Here is a 23371-nt window from a genome sequence, read left to right on the forward strand (position 1 = left end):
TTGATTCACATTTTTGTTATTAAAATGTGTCTACCTATATCAGTACAAGACACGAAGCAGCCCTGAAATACAAAGATGAAAGCTGGATCACACATATTTATAATAATGTATCGGTGTTCTATTTCAACATCCGGCAACTAAGCGAAGCCGAGAAGTACAACGAACTGGCCATCCAGCACGTATCCAAAACCGATGACGCTTACGTCAACTTTTCGGCCTGGCAACTTGGAGCCGGTATCAAAGCCGAACTGAACAAAATAGAGAAAGCCGAACAATTCATCCGCAAAGCCTGGCAGATAGCCTGCAACGCCGGCGAGAATGCCGCAAGCCTAAAGATAAGGTGCATGCCCTCGATATTAAGGGTATTCGAACGACAGGAAAAGCCCGACTCCGTAGACTACTACCTGCAAATGGGCAACCGGCTGCTGGCCGACATCCCTGCCAACTCCGTTCCTGCCATCGGATTCATATAGGTGCGTGCCTCGACCGAAATGAACAGAAAAAACTACAGCAAAGCCCTGAACGACCTGTTGTGGCTGCGGAACAGAAATATAGGAAGCGAACCCAAAACCCTGCTCACACAGATAGCACAATGCTACGACGCCACCGGAAACCATCAACTGGCCTACGCTTACATGGATAGCGCGCGCATGTGGACCGATACCCTGGCACAGCACAATCTGACGCAACAGATGGCAGAGTTCAACGTAAAGTACCAGACACAGGAGAAAGAGCTGCAAATAGCCCACCTGCAACAGGAAAAACTGGAGCACGAAACCTTCTTGCTGAAAATCACCGTGGCAGCGGGATGCCTGCTGACCCTGGCCTTCATAGTCCTGCTGATACTGTATTACAAAAAACGGATAGCCGACAAAAAAATAGAACTGCTGAAGCAGGAAAACGAACTGAACTCGGCCAAACGCTACATCGAAGGTCTGGAAGCCGAATGCAAATATTTTGCCAAAGAACTGCACGACGGCATTGCCAACGATCTGCTGGGACTGCAAATGAAGATAGAAAGCTCTGCTACAGCCGATAACCTCCAGAAACTGGGCAGTTTCGTAAGTCAACTGAGGAACAACGTACGCAACATTTCGCACGAACTGATGCCGCCCGAATTCGATCAGCTCAGTCTGGACGAGATACTCGGCCATTATGCTGCCAGCCTGACCGAGAACACTGGCAGGCACATTGCGTACACACCGACCGCCGGCAATGCATCGCGCCTCATCCCCAACCGCACGGCCTACGAACTGTACCGCATCGTTCAGGAACTGACCATGAACGCCGTCAAGCATACCGATGCCAGCCGCATAGACATCAACTTGCAAGCGGAAAGCCGGACAAGATATACCTTGCGGATAACCGACAACGGCACTCCGTACACAAGCCAATCGCCCCACAACGGCAGAGGAATAGGGCTGCGCACGGTAGACGACCGCATCAAGGCCATCCATGCACAAGTCAGCCAACAGGCATCGGACGGAAACAACTGTTTTACCTTACAACTGGAAATACCACAAAATGAACAAGAAGAAATACAAACTACTGGTCGTTGACGACCATCCCATCGTAGCGGAAGGGATCGTAGCCCTGGCATCGCGACAGGAAAACGTAGTATGCAAAAGTGCCGACTGCCTCGAAGAGCTGAAACAGGCTGCTAGCAACGAGCGTTTCGACCTTTGCATCATCGACCTGGAGCTGCCCGGCAGCAACGGATTTAAGGCCATCGAGTACCTGCACAGCCAGATGCCCGAATGCCGCATACTGATTTACACCATGCACGAAGAACCGTGGACCGTTGCCCAACTTTCCGATGTAGACATCGACGGAGCCGTCTCGAAGAATGACAGCATTGGCGAACTGGACACCGCCATCCGGCAAATCAGGGAAGGCGAACGCTACTTCAGCCGTGCGTTTGCCGAACTGAAACAGGACGATCCGAAACACGACATACATAAGGTACCTGTACTGTCGAAACGCGAGAAAGAAGTACTGACCTATCTCTCACAAGGACTCAGCACGGCACAGATAGCCCAGATGCTGTTTCTGAGCGTCAACACGGTGCAGACCTACCGCAAACGCCTGCTCGAAAAGCTGGAAGCTAAAAACGTGGCCGAGCTGGTGTGCAAAGGGAAGACACTTTTCTGAAAACAGAAAGGTGTGCCAAAATTAATATTCTTAATTTGGCACACCCTCGTTCTATCCAAGCACATCTTTGGGCAAGCACAAAGCCGCCTGTGCTTTTATTTTATTTCTACCTTCAGCGGATTACGCAACCGTTGGGCGAAGTCGGCCATATACTTGTTCCAGGCTTCGGGCGTCTTGATGTCGGCCTTATCCCAGGCGAAACCCCAGTAATAGACATACTCCGAACCGGGCTCGTAGTCGCTCACGGCTAGTACGTGTCCGTCGGCATTGTTACGCATCTTCTTTTCCTCGGGCGAGAAAAGCACGGTCTTCATCGATTTCACGTCGGCAGGGAAAGCCGCACCCATTAGTATCTTGCCGTTGTCCGGTCCGGTGGTAGGATCGACGTAAGTCATGTAGCCGCCCTCGGCCGAAGTAGTTACAGCTCCATTGGGCTCGTGAAGCACAATACCGGTAACGACGGGCATTGTCTCCTTCAGGCTGGTGTACGAAACAGCTGTGCGGTTGAGGTGCGAACCTGCATCGAGTGTGATGACACGGGTTTCGACTACAGTCGTGTCGCCCTTCACGGTCAGCGGATTGAATTCCAACTTCACGGTGAAACGCAGCGGGCCGTTGTCCAGCACTTCGCCTGTCTTATAGCACCAGGGATAAATAATGGTATCGTTCACCATCAGCGCAGCCACTCCGGCACCCAGTGTGGGGCCTACGGCGTAGCAGTCCATGCCATAACCGTGGTCTACGTGGTAAGAGAAAGTCTTCACCAGTTCGTCGGCAGCTTTCTTGTCGGTCTTGCGCAGTTCGTTCACCTTCTTCCACGATTCGGGATTCAACTCGCTGGCATAGAGGTCTTCCAGAATGGGTTCGGTAGTGTTGTACTTCGTAAAGAGGTCGTAGCCGAAGCCTTTCTCGCCACGAGCCTGCAAGGCAGGACCGTAGGCACGGAAACCTACAAGGTCGTTCTCCCAGGCCATGTCGTCGGCACGTTCGGGATATTGGCGTCCGCAGGCCTTCACGTCTACTTCGGCGGGTGTACCCGGCTCGATGGTATAGGCGGCTGTTGCGCCCGAAGCTACTGTGACGGGGAAGATGAGTTTACCGTCGTAGGTAATCTGATAGGGTATTTGTTCACCTTCCTTGTCCAGCACGACAATCTGAGCCGTATCGGCCAGTTTCAGCAGGTCGGAAACTTCGCTCATCGACACTTCCACCATCTCGCCCGCACGTTCGGTGGGCAGGGGATTGGTTACGGTGACAGTCAGCGTACTTTTGCTGTCGGCACATGCAAAGCAGAAGAATGCCGACATACAGAGCAGGAATATTTTTTTCATACGTAATGTCTTTTTCGTTTAGCAAACAATGAGGCGGAGACGGGTTACAACTTCCGGTTGTGCCGTCGGTGCCTAAAAGAAAGAGGATGTGCCCACACAGGACACACCCTCTGTTGTTTGTTGTTTCTTCGTTTATTTAGGCTGTTTGCCAATGTAAGCCAGGATACCGCCATCTACATAAAGGATGTGTCCGTTGACTGCATTCGAAGCTTCAGAAGCCAGGAATACGGCAGGACCAGTCAGTTCCTGCGGATCGAGCCAGCGGCCTGCAGGAGTCTTGGCGCAGATGAACGAATCGAACGGGTGACGGCTGCCATCGGGTTGCTTTTCGCGAAGCGGAGCTGTCTGCGGAGTAGCGATGTAACCCGGGCCGATACCATTACATTGGATGTTGTATTCGCCATATTCAGAGCAGATGTTGCGGGTCAGCATCTTCAAGCCACCCTTAGCTGCTGCGTAAGCCGATACGGTTTCGCGTCCCAGTTCGGACATCATAGAGCAGATGTTGATAATCTTACCGTGGCCTTTCTTCATCATGGCAGGCAGTACGGCCTTCGATACGATGAAGGGAGCGTTCAGGTCGATGTCGATTACGCGGCGGAAATCGGCTGCTTCCATCTCGTGCATAGGCACGCGGCGGATGATACCGGCATTGTTTACAAGGATGTCAATCGTACCTACTTCTTTTTCAATCTGGGCAACCATAGCCTGTACTGCAGGTTCGTCGGTAACGTCGCACACATAACCATGTACCTTGATACCCTTCTCAGCGTATGCGGCCAGACCTTTATTTACCAATTCCTGATTGATATCGTTGAAGCAAATAGTTGCACCTTGTTCTGCAAAAGCAGAAGCGATGGCAAAACCGATACCGTAAGAAGCACCTGTAACGAGGGCTACTTTACCTTCCAATGAAAAATTCAAATACTGATTCATAATGATAAATATTAAGTTTAAGTAAACAAGTTCGTCTTGTTGCGTACACCGTTTGCGTACACAATGCAAATGTAGCAAAAGTAAACGAAGACTGTGCACAATTTCGTGCGAAAACTGTGCCAATATCGTACAAATGGAGGAAAGTTTAACGATTAAGGAAGATAAGATACAATAAGTATCCCCCGGAAGGCGATGCCGGAAAACTCCCTGTCCGGAGGTAGATATACGGTTGGGAAACGGTTCGGAGCAAGTATACAATATGTCGCCGTTATGGTTGGCAGTAGCTCGTTCTGTCAGCAAAAACAGCATCCGGCTGCCACATCCATTTTTCATTATCGCCAAACTACGCATCGGGCAGTCAGAAACAAGTGCTGGTTTTGCATAAACATACGTCGGGAACAGCCCGATTTCACATATTTATGCCCGAAAATGCCTGTCCGCCGCACGAACAACGCTTGTGCCGTTCGGGCAGATTGCTTGTGCGGCTCGCGAACAATGCTTGTATGGCTCGGCCAGATTGCTTGTGGTGTTCGTCCGAACCGGTTGCGGCGACGAAAAACTCCGTTTTTCGGACGAATTCAGGACGTTTTTTCTCTATTTCAATTGTAAACATTTCGCTACCCATCTAAGCATCAGCCGAATACAGAAAATCGCTTTAAAATTTTCGGTCTTCCTGTCCGTCGGGTCGAAAAAACGCATTCTCGGCAAACAGAAAATACAAAGTGTCAAAACGATATATGTTATACAACATGTGCCACCCCCTTTTTCTTTTCTGTAATTGTCGTATCTTTGCGCCCTCTCTCTCAAACCGGTTCCTCTCGCCCGACGGCAGGAGGCAACCTACACCCGTCATGCAACAAACTATGCCGCACCCTCTGCTCTGACGCTGTAGAGTGAACAATCCGTATTATCCATTCTCAACAACAACCAGAGCCATTATGAACAAGATTACATTTCTGTCCGTAGCCCTGCTGACCTTTTGCCTGCTGCTCCAGAGCTGCGGCAAGGATGAGCCCGTAGAGCGCCGCGGCACACCTATCATCGAAGTCATCGTCCGCAATCCCCAAGGAGAACCGCAGGCGGACAAAACCGTCAAAGTATTCAACGCTTCCGACTACGAAACCTTTAAGAACAATCCGCAGACCAAAGCCTTGCTCGAAAGCCGGACCGACAAGGAAGGCAAGGCACGCTTTACGCTCGATGCCGAAGAGTGGTTTAAAGGTAGCCGCTCGGCACAAGACCTGTACGTCGTGGTCGAAGAAAACTACGACGTCCGCAACTACCGCTGGTGGAGCCAACTGGTAACCGTCCGCCCGGGCCGGAGACGCATAGTTCGCATGGAGACAGGCGACGAAGCCGAACACATCAGCCCCGATAGCCCGACCCGTCACAAATACCTGCTTATCAGTGACGGGGTAGTCACCGGACTACGCGACTCCAGCGTCACCCACCTCGTTTTTCCGGCCGAAGTCCGGAGCATCGCCGACGGCGCATTCCGCGACTCCCGCATCGAGTCCGTCGTGCTGAACGAGGGGTTGGAGTCCATCGGCACACAGGCTTTCGCGGGCAGCCGGCAACTGTCGGCCGTTACCCTGCCCAGTTCGCTGAAAACCATCGGCTCGCACGCTTTCGAAGACTGCATCGCCCTGACCGGCATCGACCTTTCCGCCACCGCCCTGCGCCGCATCGAAGACGAAACTTTCCGCGAAAGCGGTCTGAAGGTCGCCACACTGCCCCAGGCACTGGAAAGCATCGGGGCACAAGCCTTCATGGCAACCCGTCTCGAATCGGTCAGTCTGCCCCCTGCCCTGCGCAGCGTGGAAGACGGCGCGTTCAGAGAGATTGCCACGTTGCGCACCGTTACCCTGCCCGACGGCATACAGCAGATAGGCAGTTACGCCTTCTACCGTTGCACCCGGCTCGTCACCGTCAAAAGCCACGGCACAGCCACGACCTACGACGGCATCATTCACGAAGCCGCCTTCAGCGACTGCACCGCCCTGCAACACATCGCCCTGCCTCAAAGCCTCGCCAGCCTGAAGGGATGGACGTTCAGCGGATGCGAACAACTGAAAGAAATCACGCTGCCTGCCCACGTAAAGGAAATAGGTGACTACGCCCTGCGCACCGGCTTTGCCCTCGCCACCCTGCGCTTCGAAGGAAAGGAACCGCCCACACTGGGCAACAACGTCCTGCCCTTCCTTGGCCAACTCTCCGCCCTGATTGTTCCCCAAGGCCGGACAGAGGCCTACCGTACACGCTGGGAGGCCTACCCGAGTTATCACAATAAAATAAAAGAAGAAGGCTGATACTCCACCGGAGCACAAAAAAAGAAAACCCTCAAGAGCATCTGCTCTTAAGGGTTTCCTACGTTGGATGTTGGACTACCAGGATTCGAACCTGGACAAACAGAACCAAAACCTGTTGTGCTACCATTACACCATAGTCCAAACTTCAGGTGCTTTCTGTTAAAAAGCGGTGCAAAGATATGGGTTTTACAAATATGCTCCAAATTATTTATCTGTTTTTTTAGTCCGTTTCCCTATTTTCCTTATTTTTGCCCTTTATAGAACAAGTATTCATTTCAATTCTATCTTTTTATGAAAAAACTGACATGCTATCTGCTGCTGGGTATGGCAGCTACAGCTACCGCCTGGGGCGGGACTCCGTTGTGGATGCGCGACGTACGCATCTCGCCCGACGGCACCCAGATCGCCTTCTGCTACAAAGGCGACCTCTACAAAGTGAATGCACAGGGAGGCGAAGCCGTGCGGCTCACCTCACAAAGCTCTTACGAATCATCGCCCGTATGGTCGCCCGACGGCAAGCAAATCGCCTTTGCCAGCGACCGCTATGGCAATATGGATGTATTTGTAATGCCCGCCGACGGCGGAAGTGCCAAACGACTGACCTATAACTCGGCTTCCGAAGTACCCACCGCCTTCTCGCCCGACGGCAAGAAAGTCTACTTCAACGCCGCCCTTCAGGACCCGGCTTCGAGTGCCCTCTTCCCCACCTCGGCCATGACCGAACTTTATGCCGTTCCCGCAGCAGGCGGACGTACCGAACAGATATTGGCCACGCCTGCCGAAATGATTAACTTCCTGCCACAGGCCGACGGTTCCTTCCTCTACCAGGACCGCAAAGGCTTTGAGGACGAATGGCGCAAGCATCATACCTCGTCCGTCACCCGCGACATCTGGCGCTACGACGCCGCCACCGGCCGTCACACCAATCTGACCAACCGCCCCGGCGAAGACCGCAATCCCATTCTGGCCGATAACGGCACCGACGTCTTCTTCCTGAGCGAACGCAACGGCGGCAGCTTCAACGTATGGCGCATGAAGATAGACAACCCGCAGGAAGCCCAGCCCGTCACCACCTTCAAGACCCACCCCGTACGCTTCCTTTCGCAAGCCAAGGGTACCCTCTGCTATACTTACGACGGCGAAATCTACACACAGACTCCCGACGGCCGGCCGCAGAAGGTGAAAATCAGTCTGACCGGTGACGACACCGACGCCGTGGCACGCCTCAACTTCAGCAGCGGAGCCACTTCGACCACGCCTTCGGCCGACGGCGAACAGGTGGCCTTCCTGATACGCGGTGAAGTGTTTGTCACTTCGGCCGACTATGCCACTACCAAGCAGATTACCCACACCGCTGCCGCCGAAGCCGACGTCTGCTTCGCTCCCGACGGTCGCACCCTGGCCTATGCCAGCGAGCGCAGCGGTAACTGGCAACTCTACTTAGCCAAGATAGCCCGCAAGGAAGACCCCAACTTTGCCAACGCCACCCTGATCGACGAAGAAGTGCTGCTGCCCTCCACCACCGTAGAGCGTACCATGCCTACCTTCTCGCCCGACGGCAAGGAACTGGCCTTCATCGAAGACCGCAATCGCCTGATGGTTCTTAACCTCGACACCAAAAAGGTACGCCAGATTACCGACGGCTCCACATGGTACAACACTTCCGGCGGATTCAACTACCAGTGGTCGCCCGACGGAAAATGGTTCGCCCTCGAATTCATCGGTAATGGGCACGACCCCTATACCGACATAGGTCTGGTGAGTGCCGACGGCAAGGGAGAAATCTTCAACCTGACTGGCAGCGGCTACTTCAGCTCGTCACCCCACTGGGTAATGGACGGTAATGCCATTCTCTTCAGTACCGAACGCTATGGTATGCGCAACCACGCTTCATGGGGTTCGCTCGAAGATGCCATGCTGGTATTCCTCAACCAGGACGCCTACGACAAGTTCCGCCTCAGCAAGGAGGACTACGAACTTCAGAAGAAAGAGCAGGAAGAAGCCGATAAAGACAAGAAGAAAGAAAGCAAAGAAGCCGATAAGGACAAAAAAGACAAGAAAGAAGCCGACAAGAAGGAAGAAACGAAACTCATCACAGTGGAACTGGACGGCATCGAGGACCGTATCGTGCGCCTCACGCCCAACTCTTCAAACCTGGGTGATGCCATCCTTTCGGCCGACGGCGAAAGCCTTTACTACATGTCGGCCTTCGAAGGCGGCTACGACCTCTGGAAGATGGACCTGCGCAAGCGCGATACCAAGCTGCTGAAGAAGATGGACGCAGGTTGGGCATCGCTCACACTGGATAAGAAGGGCGACAACCTCTTCATCCTGAGCGGACGCAGCATGCAGAAGATGAACACCAAGAACGATAAACTGGAATCCATCACCTACCGCGCCGAAATGAAGATGAACCTGGCCGACGAACGTACCTACATGTTCGATCACGTTTATAAGCAGGAAAAGAAACGCTTCTACAACCTGAACATGCACGGTGTAGACTGGGATAAGATGGCAGAAGACTACCGCAAATTCCTGCCCCACATCAGCAACAACTACGACTTTGCCGAGCTGCTGAGCGAATGGCTGGGCGAACTGAACGTATCGCACACGGGCGGACGCTACTATCCGTCGCTCGCTACCGACGCTACTGCCAACCTGGGTCTGCTCTATAGCTGGACCGACCGTGGCGAAGGCTTGCTGATAGACGAAGTAGTGGAAAAAGGTCCCTTTGATACCGCCAAGTCCAAAGTAAAGGCAGGCGACCGCATCGAGAAGATAGACGGACAAACGCTCGACGCCAACACCGACATCAGCCAGTTGCTGAACGGCAAGGCCGGTCGCAAGATACTTGTATCCTTCTACAGCCCCGCTACAGGCGAACGCTGGGACGAGGTGGTGAAACCCATCACCAGTGGCTCACTGAACAGCCTGCTCTATCGCCGCTGGGTAAAACAGCGTGCAGCCGACGTAGAACGCTGGTCGGGCGGACGTCTGGGCTACGTACACATCCAGTCGATGGACGACGGCAGTTTCCGCAACATCTATTCGGACATCCTGGGTAAGTATAACAAGTGCGAAGGCATCGTCATCGACACCCGCTTCAACGGCGGCGGACGTCTGCACGAAGACATCGAAGTGTTGTTCAGCGGACAGAAATACTTCACACAGGTGGTGCGCGGACGCGAAGCCTGCGACATGCCCAGCCGCCGCTGGAACAAGCCCAGCATCATGCTGCAGTGCGAGGCCAACTACTCCAACGCTCACGGTACGCCCTGGGTGTACAGCCACCGGAAACTGGGTAAACTGGTAGGCGCTCCCGTACCGGGTACCATGACCAGTGTGTCGTGGGAAACGCTTCAGGACCGTTCGCTGGTATTCGGTATCCCCGTTGTAGGCTATCGCCTGCCCGACGGCTCCTATCTGGAAAACTCCCAGTTGAAACCCGACATTCTGGTACTGAATGCTCCCGAAACCATCGTCAAAGGTGAAGACACGCAGCTGAAAGCCGCCGTGGACGAACTGCTGAAAGAAATCGGAAAATAAACCGGCACATCCGTTGCCAGGCATACTGTTATAAGAAAAGAGGCTGCACCCCGCCGGGATGCAGTCTCTTTTGTATTTCCAAAGGACTGGTTATCAGCGTCCTTTCCGGAACTTATAAAGCAGTACACCATGAGCCGGGACTTCCAGTTCCAATGCTTCTTCTGATGTATTGAGCACTTTAATATCCTTCTGTCTCCAAAGGTCGCGAACCGTCTGCTTGCCCGATATGCCCAGCTTGTCGAAATCGCGGAAAGAAAGACTGGCCTTCTCGCGGTCGAAGTTGCAGAAGCCGACGGCTTTTCCGCCATCCTCCAAATCCTTCACATAAATGCGCAGGTCGCCGATGGAGTGTACGCAAGTGGCCTGTTTACCCAACGGGTCCTGGTTGACGGCAATCACTTCGTTATTGGTCAGCAGGCTGTAAGTAAAGTCATCCAGCTTCTCTAGGTCGCAACCTATCAGCAACGGGGCAGAGAACAGGCTCCACAGACTGATGTGCAGATACTGTTCATCGGGCTTCAGCTTTGTCGGATGAGCATTTCCCCATCCTACAATGCCCACTACCAACATATCAGGGTCATTCCAACTGCCGGGCTTTGCCCAAGCCGCCGAACGGTCTTGCGACAAAGCGATGCCTTTGACGCTTTCCCACGTATCGGTAATGTCATTGGTAGTACGCCAGCATTGTCCGCCAACGGCATTTCCCCACTTCCAGACATCGCCCATACCATATTGGCACAGGTTGTAAACGATGTCCCGAGGCTGCTGACGCAAGTAGTCGCCCATAATCTTGAACGGTTTTCTTCCTAAAATTGAGTCGCCACCTCCCTGAAACTCCAGCGAACCTACGCTATAGGGATCTTTATCCAAATCACGGTCGAGCACACCGCCGTAGCTGCACCAGTCGTACTTCAAGTAATCGATACCCCACTTGGCATACATCTCGGCGTCCTGTTTCTCGTATCCGTAACTGCCAGCACAGCCGCCACAAGTCCACGGGCCGGGCGAAGAGTATATGCCGGTCTTCAGTCCCAGCGAATGAACGTAATCGGTCAGCTCCTTCATGTCGGGGAACTTGGCATTGGGCAAGATGTATCCATTGTCGTCGCGTAACTTGCCGCCTCTGGTCGGATCGTTGGGATCGCGGTGGTGCTGCCACGAATCATCTATGTTGATGTAGGTCCATCCATAATTGATCAGTCCGCTTTCTACCATGGCTCTTGCAGCCTTTTTAATCTTCTCGGCAGAAACTTCGTGACCGAAGCAATTCCAGCTGTTCCAGCCCATCGGGGGAGTCAGCGCAATCCGGTCGCCGCACTCGATGCAGAACTTCTTCTTATCCGTACCTTTTTTGTTTTTTGCTTTCAAGGTTACTTCATACGTACCGGGCTTTGTCAGCTTGCCGGTTATCAGTCCTGTCTCCGGATTGATTTCCAGTCCATCAGGCAGTCCGGATGCCGAAAACTTCATCGGCCGGTCGCCCGTAGTGGCCACCAGGAACTGAAAGGGTGAACCGGGACGTACGCCGAACACCGGTGCACAATTTATTCTCGGAGTGGCAGGAGCAGGAGGAGTCAATATGTAAGGCTCCGTTGCTATAAACTTCAGGGTTGGGAAACTATCTGATCCCTTCGACAAAATCTTTGCATCGGCCCAGTCGGCATGGTCGTAATGCGGACCGTCACCGCCTTCCTTCACCAACAGTTCCAGCCGTTTTACGCCGTCCAGCGAAACAGAACATTCTTTGGGAGCATCGCCCACCCTGACTATTCCACTGGTCCACAACTGTGCACCGTCGCCTATCACGATGAACTCGGCCGCATTCTTGCGCTCCAGTACTTCATCATCCAAACCTACCTGGGCGGTAAAACGGGTTGCCCCACCATCCAGCTGGATAGCCACCTCGCTGACAGAGTGAGTTCCCACTCCACGTTCAAAGGTTTGCCCACCAATGGTAAGTTTTCGTCCGTCAATCGACTTGTTCTTCATCGGCATGCCATATCCCTGAGTCATGGCTGTCAGATCCAAATCGTCCAGCCATACAGTCTTCGACTGGGCACAGGCAGCCATCGTATTTGCCAATACCAGACTGGCAACAATCAAAAGTCTTTTAGTCTTCATACATTTGGTCATGTATCGGTAAATTATTTCTGTGCTTGAAACATCCAGTAGTCGAAATACATCAGACGACCGGGCTTCTTACCTTTACAAACAAAATAAAGGTCGTGTACACCACTCACCTTGGCCACGTCCGAAGACACCAGTGCCCAACGGTTATCGCCTCCCGTCATGGGAACTTTTACGGTAGTCAGCAAGTCACCCTGCGGACTATCCAAACGAACTTCCATCGTTACGCCTCCATTGTGAGTTGTTCCTACGCGGGCCATAAACTTCGATGCTCCCTCTTTACGGAAATCAACGCCTTTCACCTTAATATACGCTCCATCGTTCATGGCATTGACAAATACGCCTACTTCTTTATTCTGGCCAGCCTTCATGCCTTCCGAGAAAGCCATGGTCTCAGCCTCAGTCTTCCGATAGGGATTCAAGTTTTCCAGTTCCTTCTCTATACCCGCCGTCATCTTCATGGGTACAAATGACCCGTCTTTGTTGAATTCTGCTTTCTGCACACAAACGGAACGGGTAAACCCCCCACCGCCCGGCAGTGCACCGTTGTGATAGAACAGATAGGTAGAACCTTTATAATCAACAATACCCGGATGGTTGGTAAAACTGCCACCCTCGGTAGGCATCAGCGTACCACCATACTTCCAGGGGCCAACAGGACTCTTACTCATCGAATATCCCAAGTGCTCGGGAATGGGGCCTCCTGCCCAAAGCAGATAATACCAATCATTGTGTTTGTACAACCAGGGACCTTCTTCGTACAGTGTCGGGCGTTCGGCCACGTTTCCTTCCCGCTTGCCGAAAGACTCTTCGGTCATCGGCACCCGGACAATGTCGCCCGAATACGAAATCATGTCCTCATTCAGTTTCACATAGTAACAGAAAGGATTACCCCAATACAGATAAGCCTGCCCGTCATCATCAATCATGACCGTAGGGTCAATGTCTCCCTTTCCGCTGCTTACCAACGGTTTGCCCAACGCATCGTAGAAAGGTCCGTACGGACTGTCTGCCACAGCCACACCGATGGCACCTCCTCCTTTGTTCATCGTGACAGGTACATAAGCATAGAACTTTCCGTCACGCTCCACGCATTGCATGGCCCAGGCATCACCCTTCGCCCAACTGAAAGTCTTGTACGAAAGTACTGCTCCGTGATCGGTCCAGTTCACCATGTCGGTGGTAGTGTACAGTTTCCAGTCATTCATCACAAACCATGTGGAAGCATCTTCGTCATGGCTGGTATAAAGATATAACGTACCGTCGTATGCCATTGGTGCAGGGTCGGCCGTGTAGTGTGTTTGCACAATCGGATTCTGGGCATAAGTTGACGCAGCCAGCAGTCCGATGGATAAAAATAAAAATCCTTTTTTCATCATAGCTTAATGGATAATATAAAGTTTAACATATGGATTCTCTCTAAGATGATTCAGAAATAAGGGAAACAATTATTGATTGAATAAATAACTTTAAAAAGAATGATTATTACTAATATTAAAGGTTGCATTTAAGCGTTTATCGCCGTGTTTCTGTGGCTAAAGTTACACAGATTTATGATATTAGTGGCAAAAAAACACTAAAAAATAAACTTGCACCATGAAAATTGTATCTCAGCCATATTATATCCCTTGATTAAGACGAATAACCCAACCTGTTCCCACCATATATAATATCCATTAGCAACCTGTAAAAACATAAAAAACCGCCATTGAGGACAGATTCCTCAATGGCGGTTCATCTTTTCTATAAAGGATCTTATAGGTTTACTTTGCAATAATCAGGTAATAGTTCTTCTTACCACGTTGAACCAACAGATACTTATCATCCAACAGATCAGCAGTAGTAATTACCTGGTCAAAAGCAGTCAGTTTCTCCTTATTCAGCGAAACGCCACCACCTTGTACCAGCTTACGCATCTCACCCTTCGAAGAGAATACTGCAGCATTCTCAACAAACAAATCAACAGCTTTCACGCCGGCAGCCAAAGCATCGCGGGATACCTCAAACTGAGGAACACCTTCGAATACAGAAAGAAGCGTCTGCTCGTCCAGTTTCTTCAAAGCCTCCGACGTACCACCGCCGAACAGGATATTCGAAGCTTCAACTGCTGCATTGTAGTCTTCTTCAGAGTGTACCATGATTGTCACTTCCTTAGCCAGACGCTTCTGCAAAGCACGCAAATGCGGAGCTTGCTGATGCTCGGCAATAAGAGCTTCTATTTCCTCTTTACCTATCGAAGTGAAGATCTTAATATATTTCTCAGCATCCACATCGCTGACATTCAGCCAGAACTGATAGAACTTATAGGGAGAAGTATAACGAGGATCAAGCCAGATATTACCACTTTCAGTTTTACCAAACTTACCGCCGTCGGCTTTTGTAATCAAAGGACAGGTCAAAGCATACACTTCACCACCATTCGTACGACGTATCAGTTCGGCACCGGTTGTAATGTTTCCCCACTGATCACTTCCACCCATCTGAAGCTTGCAGTTCTTGGTTTCGTACAAGTGCAGAAAGTCGTAACCTTGCAACAGCTGGTAAGTGAATTCCGTAAACGAAAGTCCGTCACGTGCCTCACCATTCAGTCGTTTCTGTACCGACTCCTTTGCCATCATATAGTTCACAGTAATGTGTTTTCCTACTTCACGGGCAAAGTCAAGGAATGTAAAGTCCTTCATCCAGTCATAATTGTTCACCAATTCGGCATGATTGGGAGCATCAGAATCAAAATCCAAAAACTTGGAAAGCTGCTTTTTGATACATTCCTGATTATGACGCAATGTCTCCTCATCGAGCAGATTACGTTCCTGCGATTTACCCGAGGGATCGCCAATCATTCCCGTAGCACCTCCAATCAGTGCCAGCGGCTTGTGTCCACAACGCTGGAAATGACGCAGTATCATCACACCGCACAAGTGTCCGATGTGCAGAGAATCGGCTGTAGGGTCGATGCCCAAATAAGCCGTAACCATTTCTTTAGATAATAACTCTTCCGTACCCGGCATCATTGTGTGGAGCATGCCACGCCATCTTAATTCTTCTACAAAATTCATCGAATGATTGATTGTTTAATGATTTGATTTATAGTTATACTTTTCGCAAAAGTACGACCTTTCTTCGAAGTAACAAAACTTAATGTCCAAAAAAGACACGATGTATATTACAAGAAACAGCTTCTCGAAGTTCGCTACAGGACAGGCCTCGCAGGCGAGCAGCCTCTTCGTACAGGCTGGCAATGGAAACTTCGCTTTCGTCCGTCTCCAAAAACAATCGGTCAAGAGGTATCTGCCTCAAGGTTTCTGCCTGGTACCTGGCACCGAACGAAAGGTACAGACCGTGGCGAACCAAATCCTGGGCCAGCTGTACCTTCCCACGGAAGCCATGAATAATCCAAGGCACACGAGGCTTCAGCTCGCGCTTCAGCTGTATCAGTTCGGCCTGTGCCTTCACTGCATGAATGACCAGCGGTTTGCATACTGCTTCGGCCACACCAGCCTGATAACGGAAAATATCCGTCTGGCAGTCGAGTGATACGCGAGACAAATGGTCGATACCGGCCTCACCCACAGCCAAAACACGCGGGTGAGATGCCATCTCCTCAAAACTGCAACAGAAAGAATCAGCCTGCCACTCACATTCGTCTGCATACCAAGGATGAACGCCCACGGAATACCACTCATCCTGCAATGGCGCAAACATATGAGGCTGACAACTGACAATGGCCTGTCCCGCTTCAGCCGGAAGTTTATGGGTATGTATGTCTATAGGAAGTATCATGGCAGAACTGAAAAGACATCCCTCCTCCTAAGGCACAGGATCATAGCCTGATCCTCCCCAGGGATGGCAACGCAAAATACGCCGTATAGCCAGATACAATCCCTTAAAAGGGCCATGCTTCTTGATAGCCTCTACTGCATATTGCGAACAGGTAGGAGTAAAACGGCACGAAGGAGACAGCATAGGCGATATGCACCGCTGATAAAAATAAATAGGAAGTAACAATAACCAAGACAGAAGCCTTTTCATAACTTCTCGGCTATACGCGACAAGGCAATCTTCATACGTTCTTCGATGACCGAAGACGGAACCAGCTCGTCCGACAAATAGATAAACGCAACCGCCAAACGGGTCTGACTGCCAGATAATGCATCGGACAGCAAGTGTTTGTTCAACCGATAGGCCTCACGGATCTGACGTTTCACCCGGTTACGCTTCACAGCCCGTTTGAAACGACGTTTCGATACGCTAACGAGTATGGAAACCGGAACATCCAGTTCCTCGACAGGCAGGTACACCACACGTAACGGGAAGACGGAAAACGAACGCGAACCGCCCGCAAACATCTTCTCTATGACCTTTTTCCGGTCCAGCCGTTCCGATTTATGTAATGTATTAGCCAATGAAAAACTGATTTACAAAATTCTTATTCAACCCGATAAAAAAGAAAATCCATTAAAACCATCAGAAAAACAGAGAAGGTAAAGTCTAAAATTTGCCCCTCCAAAAGCATCACAGTTTTTTCAGACCTTACCTTCTCCGATTTCGATATCGGGCTTAACCTATTATTTTCCCTTGTTATTCTCCTTAATGAACATATCGAGTGCAGCAGTCATCGAAGGAGCTTGTACGCTCGGCGCTTCCAGATCCAAACGAAGTCCGGCATCGCGCACAGCCTGGGCAGTAGTCGAACCGAAAGTACCAATCTTTATATCTTTCTGCTCGAAGTTGGGGAAATTCTTCTTCAGTGAAGAAACACCTGCCGGGCTGAAGAATACCAGCATATCATAATCGAATGCCTCATCGGGAGTAAAGTCATTGCTCACCGTACGGTACATTATTGCTTCAGTATGCTGTATCTTGTTTTTGTCGAGTGCATTCTTTATCTCATCGGTGTGCACATCAGACATCGGAACCAGATATTTCTCGGTCTTGTGCTTAATGATAGCAGGCAGCAAATCATCAAACTTACCAGTATTTCCAAAGAATATCTTACGCTTACGATACTGCACATATTTCTGGATGTACAATGCAATAGATTCCGTCACGCAAAAGTACTTCATCGTTTCGGGTATGGTAACACGCAACTCTGTACACAAATGGAAAAAGTGGTCGATGGCATGACGCGAAGTAAATACCACAGCTGTATGGTCCAGAATAGAAACTTTCTGTTGTCTGAATTCCTTCGCTGAAAGGCTTTCTACCTTAATGAACGGACGAAAATCGATTTTTACGCCGTATTTCTCTGCTATGTCGTAGTAAGGAGATTTCTCTGATGCCGGTTTCGGCTGCGACACAAGTACTTTCTTAATTTTCAACGTCCTAAAATTTTATTATCAAAAAATCGTTTAGCTTAACCATACCCTCGTACAACATGATACAGGGCACAATTTCAAGGGCACAAAAGTACAAAATTAAAAGGACATAGCCATATAAATTATTACAAAAAAGCTTTATCCACTTATATAGCATCAATATTTTAGCAAAAAGCCAAAGAAACAACCCGATTATTAACGTAATTTGCAAATCTAAATCGAAATAGACAATAAAAAGAACAAGCGGAAAAAGCGCCAACCCCAAGTAATAAAGAAGTGTAGAATAGGACTCAAGCCAAAGAGAAGTACGGCTTTCGTCAAAAAAAATCCAACCAAGACTTGAGTAAACAAGCCACTTCAGGAACAAATAGGCCAAACAAATGCCGATATAGATAGCCAGAAGCCAGAGAGGAGGAACATAAGTTACCAGATCGGGCCTGACCTCATTGAAATAATTGAAAAAGAAAACACCCGACAGCACACAAGTCTGTAATATAAGTAACAGCAAATATCGCATATCTGCTGCCGTCGATGTAGCAAAAATACTGGTACGCTCGCGATGCAGCAAGAAGTCTTTCACCAACTGAAGCAAAAACTTCCGGCTGCGTGAGAGGACATAAGCCGACAGGAAAAAGCATCCCAGCAGAATAGCTGCAACCGCATCATCCATACGTGGAGAATACGGGATAGGAATCCCTTCCGTCCCAACCAGCCATACCGTCAACAAGTTCATCATATAGCGGCAAACTTACGGATAGATACATCCCACAACGGTGTATTATATATCAGTTCGATAGCTTCCTGCGAAGTGTGGGCCACATGCCAGATTGTGCTGTGCTGCGCCCGCATAAAGTTTTCTTCTACCGATTTCTGCAACATTTCAAGCAGATGATCATAGTAACCTTTAATATTCAGAATTACAATTGGGTTCAGGTATAAACCCAATTGTTTCCATGTAATGACCTCCAACAATTCCTCCAATGTGCCACATCCGCCGGGCAAAGCAATAACGGCATCACTCAAATCGGCCATTTTCTGTTTGCGCTGGTGCATGTTTTCTACTTCGATCAGTTCCGTCAGCCCCGTATGATGCCAACCTTGTTCTACCATGAAATGAGGTATCACGCCTGTCACTTCTCCTCCTTCGGCCAATACGGCATCGGCCACAGCGGCCATCAGTCCCATGTTTCCGGCTCCGTTGACAAGCCGGATGTGTTGTTTTCCCAACAAAGAGCCCAGTTCGCGAGCCGCATCAAAATAAACAGGATCAATCTTTGTGCTCGAAGCACAGTAAACACATACAGAGTTTATCTTATTCATTGTTACTAGCCATACTACTTGTTATCACGGCGACAAAGGTATGGATTTTCAACGCCATTGGCAAAAGATAAACCTGAAACTTACCTGAAGTCCTTCAGTTCCTGCTGCAATTTCTGGCGGGTACAGAAGATACGGCTTTTGACAGTGCCTAAAGGTAAACCAAGTTTCTCGGCAATCTCGCGATACTTGAATCCTGCCACGTGCATGGAAAAGGGCACCTTATATTCGCTCGGCAAAGCGTTTACGACACGGTGCATTTCCTTCAGGTCATAAGCCTGGTCGGTACTTTCATAAGTAGGTTCGGTCGATGAATTCAGATGATACAGATTATCCGTCTGGTCCACAAATGTCTGTTCACGGACTATTTTCCGGTAGTTGTTGATAAAGATATTGCGCATGATCGTATATGCCCAGCCTTTAAAGTTGGTTTCGGGCATGTATTTATCTTCATTGTCCAATGCCTTGAGCGATGTTTCCTGCAGAAGGTCGTTAGCGTCCTCACGGTCGGCAGTCAGCTTGTAAGCGAAGCGCAGCAAGTCATCCTGTATACTAAGAAGGTCCTTTGTAAAGTTTGTACTGTTGTTGGTCATAAATTCTTTTAATTAGGTGATTAATAATTCTTGTGCTTTCCAGCGATGCAAACATATGGAAAGGTGAAACACGAAGCAGGATACAGGCTGGCAATAAAAGGGGGAAAAACTAACAATTGACAGATATTGGCCCCTATTTGTCTGTTTTCAGGTGGCCTATGTACGTAAAAGGACAAAAAAATCACGCAGATTCCGGCAACTAACAACCGAAATCTGCGTGATAATAATGGATTGATGTAAATCAGAGGAGGCCGAAACACCCCTCAGACTACACAGAACAGATGTCTAAATCAGAAACATGGGGCTTACAGACCGAAAGTTGCTTTAACCTTGTCGACATAATCCAGCTTCTCCCAAGTAAAGAGTTCTACGGTTATGTCCTTATTGCCCTCGTAACGGCTCTTGAAGTGCTTGGTTATCACTTGCGGCTCGCGACCCATATGTCCGTAAGCAGCTGTTTCCTGATAAATCGGATTACGCAACTTCAGGCGATCCTCAATTGCTTTCGGACGAAGGTCGAACAGCTCGTCAATCTTACGGGCTATCTCGCCGTCACTCATGTTCACATGGCTGCGTCCGTACGTATTGACATAGATGTTGATAGGACGTGCTACACCAATGGCATACGACACTTGAACCAACATTTCATCGGCCACACCGGCAGCCACCAGGTTCTTAGCGATATGACGTGCGGCATAGGCAGCCGAACGGTCTACCTTCGAGGGGTCCTTACCCGAGAAAGCACCACCACCATGTGCGCCTTTACCGCCGTAAGTATCCACAATAATTTTGCGTCCGGTCAGACCTGTGTCGCCGTGAGGGCCACCGATCACAAACTTTCCGGTAGGATTCACATGATACTTGATGTCGTCATTGAACAACGCCAATACCTTTTCGGCATGAATCGAAGCAATGACACGGGGCATCAGGATGTTAATCACATCGTGACGGATAATGGCCAGCATTTCTTCATCAGCCTTCAGCTGGGCTTCTTCTGTATCATCGGCAGGCTGGATGAAGTCATCGTGCTGCGTAGAAACGACAATGGTATCGATACGCACCGGCGTACCGTTGTCATCGTATTCAATGGTCACCTGGCTCTTGGCATCGGGACGAAGATAGGTCATCTGCTTGCCTTCGCGACGTATCTCGGCCAGTACCAGCAAAATGCGATGTGCCAGGTCAAGCGAAAGCGGCATGTAATTCTCAGTTTCGTTGGTCGCATAGCCGAACATCATACCCTGGTCGCCTGCACCCTGTTCCATCGGGTCCTGACGTTCTACTCCGCGGTTGATGTCGGGGCTCTGTTCATGGATAGCGCTCAGCACACCACACGAATTGCTTTCAAACATGTATTCGCCCTTCGTATAACCGATTTTCTTGATAACTTCACGAGCAATCAGTTGGAGGTCTACATAAGCCTTTGTTTTTACTTCACCGGCCAGCACTACCTGTCCGGTAGTTACCAGCGTTTCGCAAGCTACTTTCGAACTGGGGTCATAAGCCAACAGTTTGTCAAGCACAGCGTCCGATATCTGATCGGCCACTTTGTCGGGGTGTCCTTCTGACACCGATTCGGATGTAAACAAGTATCCCATACTTTTACAATTAAGAATGAATAATTAATAACTAAAAGTTTAATGGATGGGAAATGCGTGAGTAGAGGTACCGGAATGCACCGGCCTGTTCAGAAAAGTATGTGTTTTAGCATTTTTTTCTGTGGTTGCAAGCTACTCAAATCTTTCCACATTTAAAATTCGGCTGCAAAGATAAGCCTTTTCCGTGAAACACGGATACGGGCATCAAGAATTAACATTCATAAAGGAGCTATTAAATGCCTGCCTGTCCTGATAATGAACACGCATCACAAAATCTTCCGCAAAACGAGCTTCCCATCATACTGTCCGGCTACCTGCTTCCAAAAACGGACAAAATCAGGATACGTACCCGCCGGATAAGTTCCTTTCCTGACTGCCAGTCGTTGAACTACATATATTTCTCCTTTTTTCACTTTTATCTCCGAGCGAAACTCGCCATACGGACTGTCAAACGAAACAGATGCCGGTACAGCCTCAATCTCGTATCCTTCAGGAAAAGAAATGTGCAGACTATCTGTATCTACATAACCATGCCCTATATATATAGGATAGTTCCGCTCTTCTTCTGCTGAAAAGCCTGGAACTTCCCCAAATACGTTCAAAGGTACAAACAATCGGTTACCAGTCTGACTACCGTATTTCTCCACATGTATTTTATAGCCGATGTCGACAACAGGAAATGCTTCTTTCCGTTCCGAGATATTCCAGTCTTCCACTTCCACCTGCGACAACTTTACCTTCGAACGAATCATCTGTTTCTGACGGTCGGGAGTAGCCAGCACATTGGACATATTCTCCTCATAGCGCGCCAAACAAGAGGTTTCATCGACCTGCACATCAGCCTTGCCTGTAGGGTATAACCGTATATCAGCACGAATAGCTTTCGTATGCAAAGAATCTGGATAATCGGGAATCCGGCACAAGCGCCCGCCCGAAGGTTCTATCAGCAAAGCATCGTGACCAGCAATTTGGCTATGTATGTACCCGAAAGGCAAATGCGCATCTGTACATTCCAACCACAACGTATCGCCAGGAAGAGATACCTGCAAAATCACATGATTCATTTGACTAGCTGTTGCAAAATCAGGAATCAGTCTTTCATTTTCAGTACTCACCACTGCATAAGTGGAAGAAATACCCAGTTCCTTCAGCATGGCAAGCATATAATTCGACAATCCTTTACAATCGCCAAAACCCAATCGGCATACCTCAGACGCTGCTATCGGCTGTAAACCTCCAATCCCCAACTGGATGCTAACATAGCGGGTCGTCGCAGCCAGATAATCATAAATTACTTTCACCTTTTCACGGTCAGTCCGGCAATCAGCAACCAATTCGTGTAAACGCATTTTAAAATCCTCATCCAACACATCCCTTCCTTGCAACAGTTTATGCTGCCACACTCCATAATCTTTCCAAGTATCCAAGTTTCCTGCCACTCCGTCGTACACAAAATCAGAAGGAACAAAATAAACCATCGGCAACAGTTCGTTCCACGATGGAGCAAACTTTTCCTTGTATACAGGAAGCAGATTAGTCGCAACAACATCGATTTGCTTTCGCCCATCCTCATCGGTTTTCTCACGAATCGTCACTTCCTTTCCCTCTATGTTTCTGGCATAATACCTGCACGACTGTCCTGCCGGTACAGAAATTGTGTACGAAGCCTTCTCAACCAGCTGTCCGGTAGCTATTTGCGGAATAAAAGGAGGGAAACCGATCACTCCGTTACGGCATTTCACTTTCCATTCATATCTGATTGTATAAGGAAAAGAAGGATACTTACTGAGATAATAATAGCGATAATCATCGGTCAGGAGCGACGAAGAATACTCCGACCTCTGTAGATCCGACTTCTTGATTTTCCTTACCCGGTTACCTTGTGCATCCAGAATCTCACCAGAAAAGTTCTCCAACGAAATAAACTTATCACAAAAACATACGAAAGTAGCATTCTCCTCTCCTTCGCGGTCGAATACGGTAACCTCCATCGTATTGTTCTCGACATATTGGGACATTGAAGTACATTCCACTTCCTTTCGGGCCTCTTTCACAATCGAATGAAGAACCTTCTGTGCCAACGCTTCCGTTATTCCGGTCCAGTTTAGGCAAAAAGCACACAATATAACCGTCCAATACTGTTTCATA

At 49.4% G+C, this 23371-nt stretch carries 20 protein-coding genes and 1 tRNA gene; 5 read left to right on the forward strand and 16 right to left on the reverse strand.

Translation table 11 applies throughout. The features are described from left to right. Positions 1 to 26 precede the first annotated feature (26 nt). The 3 genes from Q3C19_RS06970 to Q3C19_RS06980 are packed head-to-tail and all read left to right on the forward strand — an operon-like array spanning position 27 to position 2151. Complete coding sequence (locus tag Q3C19_RS06970; RefSeq protein ID WP_302728183.1) at positions 27 to 473, forward strand: hypothetical protein; 447 nt, start codon at positions 27 to 29, stop codon at positions 471 to 473. Positions 474 to 491: 18 nt separating this feature from the next. After that, on the forward strand, positions 492 to 1559 hold the full coding sequence (locus tag Q3C19_RS06975; protein WP_302728185.1) for a sensor histidine kinase: 1068 nt from the start codon (positions 492 to 494) through the stop codon (positions 1557 to 1559). Then, complete coding sequence (locus Q3C19_RS06980; protein WP_302728187.1) at positions 1525 to 2151, forward strand: response regulator transcription factor; 627 nt, start codon at positions 1525 to 1527, stop codon at positions 2149 to 2151. Before Q3C19_RS06975 ends, Q3C19_RS06980 begins: the two co-directional genes overlap by 35 nt. Positions 2152 to 2246: 95 nt before the next feature. Here the strand turns inward: Q3C19_RS06980 and Q3C19_RS06985 are convergent, their stop codons facing one another. The 3 genes from Q3C19_RS06985 to Q3C19_RS06995 form a co-directional block, all read right to left on the reverse strand. Continuing rightward, a complete protein-coding gene (locus tag Q3C19_RS06985) occupies positions 2247 to 3482 on the reverse strand; it encodes a DUF4861 domain-containing protein (protein ID WP_302728189.1) in 1236 nt (411 codons plus the stop codon). 132 nt (positions 3483 to 3614) lie between these two features. Continuing rightward, a complete protein-coding gene (locus tag Q3C19_RS06990) occupies positions 3615 to 4418 on the reverse strand; it encodes a gluconate 5-dehydrogenase (protein ID WP_022162778.1) in 804 nt (267 codons plus the stop codon). Positions 4419 to 4827: 409 nt separating this feature from the next. Next, positions 4828 to 5031 carry a hypothetical protein gene (locus tag Q3C19_RS06995; protein WP_302728191.1) on the reverse strand — a complete coding sequence of 68 codons (204 nt, stop codon included), beginning with the start codon at positions 5029 to 5031 and terminating at the stop codon, positions 4828 to 4830. A gap of 325 nt (positions 5032 to 5356) precedes the next feature. On the opposite strand from Q3C19_RS06995, the gene Q3C19_RS07000 reads away from it, so the two are divergent. Beyond that, complete coding sequence (locus Q3C19_RS07000; RefSeq protein WP_302728193.1) at positions 5357 to 6727, forward strand: leucine-rich repeat domain-containing protein; 1371 nt, start codon at positions 5357 to 5359, stop codon at positions 6725 to 6727. A gap of 70 nt (positions 6728 to 6797) precedes the next feature. Here Q3C19_RS07000 and Q3C19_RS07005 read toward each other — a convergent pair. Further along, positions 6798 to 6868, reverse strand: a tRNA-Gln gene (locus tag Q3C19_RS07005). A 150-nt stretch (positions 6869 to 7018) separates the two neighbouring features. On the opposite strand from Q3C19_RS07005, the gene Q3C19_RS07010 reads away from it, so the two are divergent. After that, positions 7019 to 10273, forward strand: coding sequence for a S41 family peptidase (locus Q3C19_RS07010; RefSeq protein ID WP_302728195.1), 3255 nt, complete (start codon positions 7019 to 7021; stop codon positions 10271 to 10273). Positions 10274 to 10366: 93 nt separating this feature from the next. Here Q3C19_RS07010 and Q3C19_RS07015 read toward each other — a convergent pair whose 3' ends face one another. The 12 genes from Q3C19_RS07015 to Q3C19_RS07070 all read right to left on the reverse strand — a co-directional run bounded on the left by Q3C19_RS07015 (position 10367) and on the right by Q3C19_RS07070 (position 23370). Beyond that, positions 10367 to 12394, reverse strand: a complete 2028-nt coding sequence (locus tag Q3C19_RS07015; protein ID WP_302728197.1) for an NPCBM/NEW2 domain-containing protein — start codon at positions 12392 to 12394, stop codon at positions 10367 to 10369. 23 nt (positions 12395 to 12417) lie between these two features. After that, positions 12418 to 13779, reverse strand: coding sequence for a glycoside hydrolase family 43 protein (locus tag Q3C19_RS07020; protein WP_277121360.1), 1362 nt, complete (start codon positions 13777 to 13779; stop codon positions 12418 to 12420). 384 nt (positions 13780 to 14163) lie between these two features. Beyond that, positions 14164 to 15456: a tyrosine--tRNA ligase gene (gene tyrS / locus Q3C19_RS07025; RefSeq protein WP_277121359.1), complete on the reverse strand. Its 1293-nt coding sequence runs from the start codon at positions 15454 to 15456 to the stop codon at positions 14164 to 14166. Positions 15457 to 15535: 79 nt separating this feature from the next. Further along, positions 15536 to 16180 (reverse strand): TatD family hydrolase, encoded by a 645-nt coding sequence (locus tag Q3C19_RS07030; protein WP_277121358.1) that lies wholly within the window; start codon positions 16178 to 16180, stop codon positions 15536 to 15538. Positions 16181 to 16207: 27 nt separating this feature from the next. Then, positions 16208 to 16429, reverse strand: coding sequence for a membrane protein insertion efficiency factor YidD (yidD, locus tag Q3C19_RS07035; RefSeq protein WP_083380841.1), 222 nt, complete (start codon positions 16427 to 16429; stop codon positions 16208 to 16210). Beyond that, positions 16426 to 16803 (reverse strand): ribonuclease P protein component, encoded by a 378-nt coding sequence (gene rnpA / locus Q3C19_RS07040; RefSeq protein ID WP_022163358.1) that lies wholly within the window; start codon positions 16801 to 16803, stop codon positions 16426 to 16428. The genes yidD and rnpA overlap by 4 nt, the downstream gene beginning before the upstream one ends. 162 nt (positions 16804 to 16965) lie before the next feature. Then, a complete protein-coding gene (locus Q3C19_RS07045; RefSeq protein WP_022163359.1) occupies positions 16966 to 17718 on the reverse strand; it encodes a uroporphyrinogen-III synthase in 753 nt (250 codons plus the stop codon). A gap of 4 nt (positions 17719 to 17722) precedes the next feature. After that, entirely contained in the window at positions 17723 to 18451 is a 729-nt protein-coding gene (locus tag Q3C19_RS07050; RefSeq protein WP_022163360.1) for a DUF4271 domain-containing protein, read from the reverse strand. Continuing rightward, positions 18448 to 19035, reverse strand: coding sequence for a TIGR00730 family Rossman fold protein (locus Q3C19_RS07055; RefSeq protein WP_302728201.1), 588 nt, complete (start codon positions 19033 to 19035; stop codon positions 18448 to 18450). The genes Q3C19_RS07050 and Q3C19_RS07055 overlap by 4 nt, the downstream gene beginning before the upstream one ends. 80 nt (positions 19036 to 19115) lie before the next feature. After that, entirely contained in the window at positions 19116 to 19625 is a 510-nt protein-coding gene (locus Q3C19_RS07060) for an RNA polymerase sigma factor (RefSeq protein WP_302728203.1), read from the reverse strand. Positions 19626 to 19930: 305 nt separating this feature from the next. After that, on the reverse strand, positions 19931 to 21223 hold the full coding sequence (gene metK, locus Q3C19_RS07065) for a methionine adenosyltransferase (RefSeq protein ID WP_302728205.1): 1293 nt from the start codon (positions 21221 to 21223) through the stop codon (positions 19931 to 19933). 266 nt (positions 21224 to 21489) lie between these two features. Then, on the reverse strand, positions 21490 to 23370 hold the full coding sequence (locus Q3C19_RS07070) for a DUF3857 domain-containing protein (protein WP_277121355.1): 1881 nt from the start codon (positions 23368 to 23370) through the stop codon (positions 21490 to 21492). Between the last annotated feature and the right edge of the window lies 1 nt (position 23371).

It is taken from the genome of Bacteroides sp. ET489, from assembly GCF_030518095.1.
Taxonomy (GTDB): Bacteria; Bacteroidota; Bacteroidia; order Bacteroidales; family Bacteroidaceae; genus Bacteroides; species Bacteroides ndongoniae.

Coding starts and splice junctions, on each gene's coding strand:
- Q3C19_RS07020 (WP_277121360.1), bottom strand. CDS start 13,779: ATGATGAAAAAAGGATTTTTATTTTTATCCATCGGACTGCTGGCTGCG.
- Q3C19_RS06985 (WP_302728189.1), bottom strand. CDS start 3,482: ATGAAAAAAATATTCCTGCTCTGTATGTCGGCATTCTTCTGCTTTGCA.
- Q3C19_RS07015 (WP_302728197.1), bottom strand. CDS start 12,394: ATGAAGACTAAAAGACTTTTGATTGTTGCCAGTCTGGTATTGGCAAAT.
- Q3C19_RS06990 (WP_022162778.1), bottom strand. CDS start 4,418: ATGAATCAGTATTTGAATTTTTCATTGGAAGGTAAAGTAGCCCTCGTT.
- Q3C19_RS06980 (WP_302728187.1), top strand. CDS start 1,525: ATGAACAAGAAGAAATACAAACTACTGGTCGTTGACGACCATCCCATC.
- yidD (WP_083380841.1), bottom strand. CDS start 16,429: ATGAAAAGGCTTCTGTCTTGGTTATTGTTACTTCCTATTTATTTTTAT.
- Q3C19_RS07000 (WP_302728193.1), top strand. CDS start 5,357: ATGAACAAGATTACATTTCTGTCCGTAGCCCTGCTGACCTTTTGCCTG.
- Q3C19_RS07055 (WP_302728201.1), bottom strand. CDS start 19,035: ATGAATAAGATAAACTCTGTATGTGTTTACTGTGCTTCGAGCACAAAG.
- metK (WP_302728205.1), bottom strand. CDS start 21,223: ATGGGATACTTGTTTACATCCGAATCGGTGTCAGAAGGACACCCCGAC.
- Q3C19_RS07010 (WP_302728195.1), top strand. CDS start 7,019: ATGAAAAAACTGACATGCTATCTGCTGCTGGGTATGGCAGCTACAGCT.
- tyrS (WP_277121359.1), bottom strand. CDS start 15,456: ATGAATTTTGTAGAAGAATTAAGATGGCGTGGCATGCTCCACACAATG.
- Q3C19_RS07070 (WP_277121355.1), bottom strand. CDS start 23,370: ATGAAACAGTATTGGACGGTTATATTGTGTGCTTTTTGCCTAAACTGG.
- Q3C19_RS07050 (WP_022163360.1), bottom strand. CDS start 18,451: ATGATGAACTTGTTGACGGTATGGCTGGTTGGGACGGAAGGGATTCCT.
- Q3C19_RS06975 (WP_302728185.1), top strand. CDS start 492: ATGAACAGAAAAAACTACAGCAAAGCCCTGAACGACCTGTTGTGGCTG.
- Q3C19_RS07060 (WP_302728203.1), bottom strand. CDS start 19,625: ATGACCAACAACAGTACAAACTTTACAAAGGACCTTCTTAGTATACAG.
- Q3C19_RS06995 (WP_302728191.1), bottom strand. CDS start 5,031: ATGTTTACAATTGAAATAGAGAAAAAACGTCCTGAATTCGTCCGAAAA.
- Q3C19_RS07030 (WP_277121358.1), bottom strand. CDS start 16,180: ATGATACTTCCTATAGACATACATACCCATAAACTTCCGGCTGAAGCG.